At 64.9% G+C, this 6,051-nt stretch carries 6 protein-coding genes; 5 read left to right on the plus strand and 1 reads right to left on the minus strand.

Annotated features, from left to right (window positions below; genetic code table 11):
* The 3 genes from ABS88_RS23040 to ABS88_RS23050 form a co-directional block, all read left to right on the plus strand.
* Window positions 1-622 (plus strand): DUF6504 family protein (locus ABS88_RS23040; protein ID WP_353745135.1); only part of this gene is annotated, 622 nt, incomplete at its 5' end.
* Entirely contained in the window at window positions 619-3,828 is a 3,210-nt protein-coding gene (locus tag ABS88_RS23045; RefSeq protein WP_286750702.1) for an error-prone DNA polymerase, read from the plus strand. The genes ABS88_RS23040 and ABS88_RS23045, both read left to right, overlap by 4 nt.
* 185 nt (window positions 3,829-4,013) lie before the next feature.
* Window positions 4,014-4,331: a DUF736 domain-containing protein gene (locus tag ABS88_RS23050; RefSeq protein WP_286750703.1), complete on the plus strand. Its 318-nt coding sequence runs from the start codon at window positions 4,014-4,016 to the stop codon at window positions 4,329-4,331.
* Between the two features lie 39 nt (window positions 4,332-4,370).
* Here the strand turns inward: ABS88_RS23050 and ABS88_RS23055 are convergent, their stop codons facing one another.
* Window positions 4,371-5,102 (minus strand): hypothetical protein, encoded by a 732-nt coding sequence (locus tag ABS88_RS23055; RefSeq protein ID WP_286750704.1) that lies wholly within the window; start codon window positions 5,100-5,102, stop codon window positions 4,371-4,373.
* A gap of 361 nt (window positions 5,103-5,463) precedes the next feature.
* On the opposite strand from ABS88_RS23055, the gene ABS88_RS23060 reads away from it, so the two are divergent.
* Together ABS88_RS23060 and ABS88_RS23065 are read left to right on the plus strand one after the other, a co-directional pair.
* Window positions 5,464-5,595 (plus strand): hypothetical protein, encoded by a 132-nt coding sequence (locus tag ABS88_RS23060; RefSeq protein ID WP_286750705.1) that lies wholly within the window; start codon window positions 5,464-5,466, stop codon window positions 5,593-5,595.
* Window positions 5,592-6,051: TrbG/VirB9 family P-type conjugative transfer protein (locus ABS88_RS23065; protein ID WP_286750706.1), on the plus strand; the 460-nt coding region annotated here is incomplete at its 3' end. The genes ABS88_RS23060 and ABS88_RS23065, both read left to right, overlap by 4 nt.

Below are 6,051 nucleotides of genomic sequence, written 5' to 3' on the forward strand. Positions count from 1 at the left end.
GGTCGGCACCGCGCGCGCGACCCGCGACGCGAAGCATCTCGTGCGCCTCTTCAGGCTGCGTATCGACCGGATCGAGCCTGGGCTCGGGATCGAGGCGATGGCGCTTGCCGCGCCGCAGGTCGAACCCCTTGGCGCTGAGGCGATCGGCACGGGGTTCGATAGCGCACCGCGTGCCCCCGATCTTGCGCCGCTGGTCGATCAGCTCACGGGGCGCGCTGGAGAGGGCGCGCTGTTCCGCCTCGAGGGCCGCGAAAGCGATGTGCCCGAGCGCGCGATCGGCCGTACCGGCCCGCTCGCCCAGCCTTCCGGCTGGCCGGCATGGCCGCGGCCGATCCGCATGCTCGCGCGGCCCGAAGCCCTGTCGGGTGTCGTCGCGCTGCTTCCCGATCATCCGCCGCGCCGCTTTGCGTGGCGCGGACTGTCCTACCGCGTCGTCGCGGGCGATGGACCCGAGCGCATCCATGGCGAGTGGTGGCGAACGACCCGCGAAATGTGGGCGGTGCGCGATTATTTTCGCGTCGAGGCGGAGACTGGCGAGCGTTTCTGGCTGTTCCGCCGCGGCGATGGACAAGAAGACCGTACCGGCGATTTGAGCTGGTATATGCACGGCGTCTTCGGATGAGGGTCCTCTCCGCGACCTATGTCGAACTTCAGGTGACGAGCCATTTCTCCTTTCTGCGCGGCGCGTCGGCGCCCGAGGAATTGTTCGCGACCGCCGCACTGATGGGCCACTCGGCCCTCGGCCTCTGCGATCGGGGCAGCGTCGCGGGCATGGTGCGGGGGCTGTCGGGACAGGAAGCGACCGGCGTGCGCCTGATCCCCGGATCGCACGTCGATCTTCGCGATGGCCGATCGCTGCTGCTCTACCCCAAGAACCGCGCCGCCTGGTCGCGGCTGACCCGGCTCCTGTCGCTCGGCAAGGCACGCGGCGGGAAAGGCAATTGCTGGCTCGACTGGCCCGATGTCGTCGCCTCAGCGGAGGGGCTGGTCGCCGTCCTCCTGCCCGACGCCGCCGACGACCGCACCCGCATCGACCTTGGCGAACTGCGGGAGACGTTCGGCCGCGACGCCTATCTGGCGCTGTCGCTCCGCCGCCGTCCCGGCGACTTCGCGCGGCTGCGCGCGCTCGACGCGCTCGCCCGCGACATCGGCGTGCGCAGCGTCGCTTGTGGCGACATCCTCTATCATGCGCCCGAGCGCCGCCCGCTGCAGGATGTGCTGACCGCGATCCGCGAGAAAACGACGGTCGATGCGCTCGGTTTCAAACGCGAGCGTTTCATGGACCGGGCTCTGAAGTCCCCCGCCGAAATGGAACGCCGCTTCGCGCTGTTTCCCGACGCGATTCAGGCCACGGCAGATATCGCGGCGCTTTGCCGCTTCGACCTGGGCGAGATCCGCTACCAATATCCCTATGAGGAAGTGATGGCCGGCCGCACAGCGCAGGAGGCGCTCTCCGCGCTGACCGAGGAAGGCGCCGCCCGCATGTTTCCGGGCGGCGTGCCGCCCGCCTATCGCAAACAGATCGACCATGAGCTGCGATTGATCGGAGAATTGAATTACGCACCCTATTTCTTGACCGTCAATTCGATCGTCGCCGAGAGTCGCCGACGCGGGATATTATGCCAAGGGCGAGGGAGCGCCGCGAACAGCTGCGTCTGCTTCCTGCTCGGTGTCACGTCGATCGACCCGATCAAGCACGAGCTGCTCTTCGAGCGCTTCGTGTCGGGCGAGCGCAAAGAGCCGCCCGATATCGACGTCGACTTCGAGCATGAGCGGCGCGAGGAAATCATCCAGTGGATCTACGAGACCTATGGGCGGCATCGGTCGGCACTCACCGCGGTGGTGACGCGTTATCGCACCCGCGGGGCGGTCGCCGAGGTAGGGAAGGCGCTCGGCCTGCCGCGCGACCTCACCAAGATGCTCACCGGCCTCGTCTGGGGCTGGTCGGTCGACGGCATCCCCGACGAGCAGATCGCGAGCCTCAACCTCAACGCCGACGATCATCGGCTGCGGCTGACGCTCGATCTCGCGCAGCAGCTCATCGGCACGCCGCGGCATCTGTCGCAGCATCCCGGCGGTTTCGTGCTGACGCAGGAGCGGCTCGACGATCTTGTGCCGATCGAGCCCGCCCGGATGGAAGACCGACAGATCATCGAGTGGGACAAGGACGATATCGACGTCCTCAAGTTCATGAAGGTCGATGTGCTCGGCCTCGGCATGCTCGGCTGCATGAACCGGGCTTTCAATCTGCTTGCCGAGCATAAGGGGATTTCGGTCGGCATGGCTGACCTGCAGGACGATGATCCGGCGGTCTATGGCATGATCCAGAAGGCCGACACCTTGGGTGTCTTCCAGATCGAAAGCCGGGCGCAAATGTCAATGCTGCCGCGGATCAAGCCGAAGTGCTTCTACGATCTGGTGATCGAGGTCGCGATCGTGCGGCCCGGCCCGATCCAGGGCGATATGGTGCATCCCTATCTTCGCCGCCGCGAGGGCAAGGAGAAGCCCGAATATCCGAAGCCCGAGCTTCGCGCGGTGCTCGAGAAGACGCTCGGCGTGCCGCTCTTCCAGGAGCAGGCGATGAAGGTCGCGATTGTCGGCGCGGGTTTCACCCCCGCCGAAGCCGACCAGCTTCGCCGCGCGATGGCGACCTTCAAGCTCACCGGCGGTGTCAGCCATTTCTACGACAAGCTCGTCGGCGGAATGATCGAGCGCGGCTATCCGAAGGATTTTGCCGAGCGGACCTTCAAGCAGATCGAGGGCTTCGGGAGCTACGGCTTTCCTGAAAGCCATGCCGCGAGCTTTGCGAAGATCGCTTACGCTTCATGCTGGATGAAGCATCATCATCCCGACGTCTTCTGCGCTGCGTTGCTGAACGCGCAGCCAATGGGCTTTTATGCGCCCGCGCAGATCGTCAGCGATGCACGCAAGCATGGCGTCGAAGTGCGCCCTGTCTCGATCAACGACAGCCATTGGGATTGCACGCTCGAAGAGACCGGAGGGCCCTATCTCGCGGTTCGTCTCGGCTTCCGCCAGGTGCGTAGCCTCGCCAACGTCCATGGCGCCGCCATCGTCGGCGCGCGCGGCGATATGCCTTTCGATTGCATCGAAGATGTGTGGCGGCGCGCCGGGGTCCCGCGCGCCGCAATCGAACGGATCGCCGAAGCCGATGGCTTCGCCTGCCTTGCCGAGGACCGGCGACAGGGCCTCTGGAAGGTGCGGGGTCTTGGCGAGGCGCCGCTCCCCTTGTTCGCGGCGGCAGACGCTCGCGAGTCCAGTTTCTCGCCCGAGGGGCTCGAACCCGCGACCTCGCTTCGGCCAATGACCCAGGGGCGCGAGGTGGTGGAGGATTATCGCACGCTGCAGCTGTCGCTGCGCGCGCATCCGCTGAGTTTCTTGCGGGATGAGCTTGATACGATGGGTATCGTGCGCTGCGCCGATCTCGGACAGATTCGCGACGGGCGCAACATCGAGGTCGCCGGCGTCATCCTTGTGCGGCAGCGGCCCGGCTCAGCGAAAGGCGTCCTGTTCGTGACGATCGAGGACGAGACCGGTATCGCCAACGGCATCCTGTGGCCCGATCGCTTCGATATCTACCGGCGCCAAGTCATGTCGGCCTCGATGATCGCGATGCGCGGACGGCTTCAGAAGGAAGGCGAGGTCATTCACATCATCTGCGACCGGATTATCGATCATGACGCGATGTTGCGCTCGATCGCGCAGGGCGACGTCTCCATTGCGCCCGGACGCGGGGATGGGGCGCGGAACGGAGGCGGACCGGACTCCCGCGACGCGCCGCTGCGCATCCAGAGCCATGACTTTCACTGACAGCCATTGCTCTCCTGGCTCGTTGAACCTTTCCCTCATTGGCTGCCTGATTGCGGGCCTCGGCTCGCCTCGTGCCGTCAACCCCCTGCAGGGGTTCGCCCTCGCATGCGCTCGGTGACGGCGGCTCGCGGGCCCTCCCTCTGGCGCCATCGGGGACGGTCCCCGAGCAAGCAAGGAGACTTCAAATGGCAAGCATCGCAAATCTTACCGTCAAGGACGACGGCAGCTTCGAGGGCACGCTCGCGACCCTGATGGTCACCGCGCCGATCGCGATCGTCCCGAACGGCCGCAAGATGAAGGACAGCGAACCCGACTATCGCGTCATCAGCCGCAAGAATGGCTACGAACTCGGCGCTGGCTGGGTGAAGACCTCGCAGGCCGGCGCCGAATATGTCTCGGTGTCGCTGTCGGCTCCCGAACTCGGGCAGATCTTTTGCAACATCGCCAACGCGCCGGGCGACGATCCGTCGAAGAAGGTCCTCATCTGGAATCCGCCGTCGTGACACCGAAGCCGGCCCCGAAATCCGGGGCCGGCTTCTTTCTCAATTGGCAGGGTCCCTGTCCTGGTGAGAATAGCGGCCAATTGTTCCAAGAAGGTCTGTCGTCGAAATCACGCTCCCGCCGCCGCCCTGCTGAACAAGATCGAAAAGGGCGTGCAGAATCGTTTCGTCATCAGGGATAGGGAGATCGAGGTTGCGGCCAAAAGGCGTCCTGACCCGGGCGCCCGGCTGTACCTGGCGAACCAATACTTGAACGTCATGCTTCGGCGGCATCGGACCAAGCTCATCAAAGCCGCAAACCTTCGCTTCGTCGCCGACCAGGGGTCGGAGGCGATGCGATCTGTCCGGATGATCCGAAAACCATTGGGCGTCGTCTTCTTTCCAACTGGTCTGGGCGCGAAAGACCTGGGTTGGGGGGAGGCTGAGACCAGCATTGCGCGCGACGGCCTCGCCCTCCGCGGCGCGATCGGCGAAGACGCTCTGGATCGAGGCAATCGCCTCTTCAACGTTAGGAGCAGAAGGTGCGCGACGGTTTTGCTTCGTCACCGGAAAATCATCCCAATCCTGGGAAGCGAACATCCCCATCAAGATGGTCTCGTGCAACTTTTTTGCACAACATTCTCCGACCAACGCCGGCGTTCCATCCTTGGTGATGCCGCCGAACGTGCGACTATTGTGCGCAAGCGGGAGTCGGCAAAGGGAGCAATTATCTCCATCCGCCCGCATGATCTTTTGGATTGCGCGCTCTACGCGCCGTTTGGCAGCTGGCTTCATAGTTCCCTCCCGGGAAGATGGCGGATCGGCCTCGTCTCTACGGACCGTAACAGCGCCGTTGGCGTCGGTCCAATGTGTCGAGGCCAAAGCCGGCCGAACCAGCGACTAATGGCCAAATTGTCGCGCTAAGGTCCGGAACGATAGAGTGCACCGCAGATAGCGAGGACAGTCCACGCGGTACCATCCCCGCTCTCGATTGCCGCTATTCCCTTGGCCGAGGCCATGCCTCCTTCAATCAACCCGCAAGGGGTCCCTGCGCTGCGCTTGGGCCTCCGCTGCGCTGCGGTGATTGCGGCCCGTCCCCGTCCGGCGGGGCGACTGTCGAGCGGGAATGGACCCGCTCCCGGACAGGAGCCTCGATATGCCGCTTTCCACCGCCCAATCGCTCGGCTGGAACCTCGCCCGCACGATGATGACCATCATCGTCCTGATCGAAACCGCCCAAGGATATTCGGTGATGCCGCTCGACTGGTCAAAGGAACTCAGCCAATGACGACGCCACATTCCCTCCCGATCGCGCTCGGGGTCGCCCTTGCCTTGCTCGCCACGCCCGCCGCGGCAAGCGATCCGGCCGATCCCCGCCAGCGCGTCGGTCGCGCCAACGCCGAGGCGCGGGTCCAGCCCGATCGCCAAGCCTATCGCAATGCGATCCAGCAATATGCCTGGTCAGAAGGCGCGCTCTTCCAAGTCTATGCCGCGCCGGGGCAGGTCACCGATATCGTGCTGCAGGAAGGCGAGCAGCTCGTCGGTCCGGGTCCCGTCGCCTCGGGCGACACGGTGCGCTGGATCATCGGCGACACGGTGAGCGGTGCGGGGGCGCGGCGCCGCGTCCATATCCTCGTGAAACCAACCCGATCGGGCATCATGACCAATATGATCATCAACACCGACCGGCGCACCTATCATGTCGAACTGCGCGCGACCGCCGCATCCTATATGGCGTCGGTCT

This window comes from Sphingopyxis sp. SCN 67-31, from assembly GCF_001725095.1.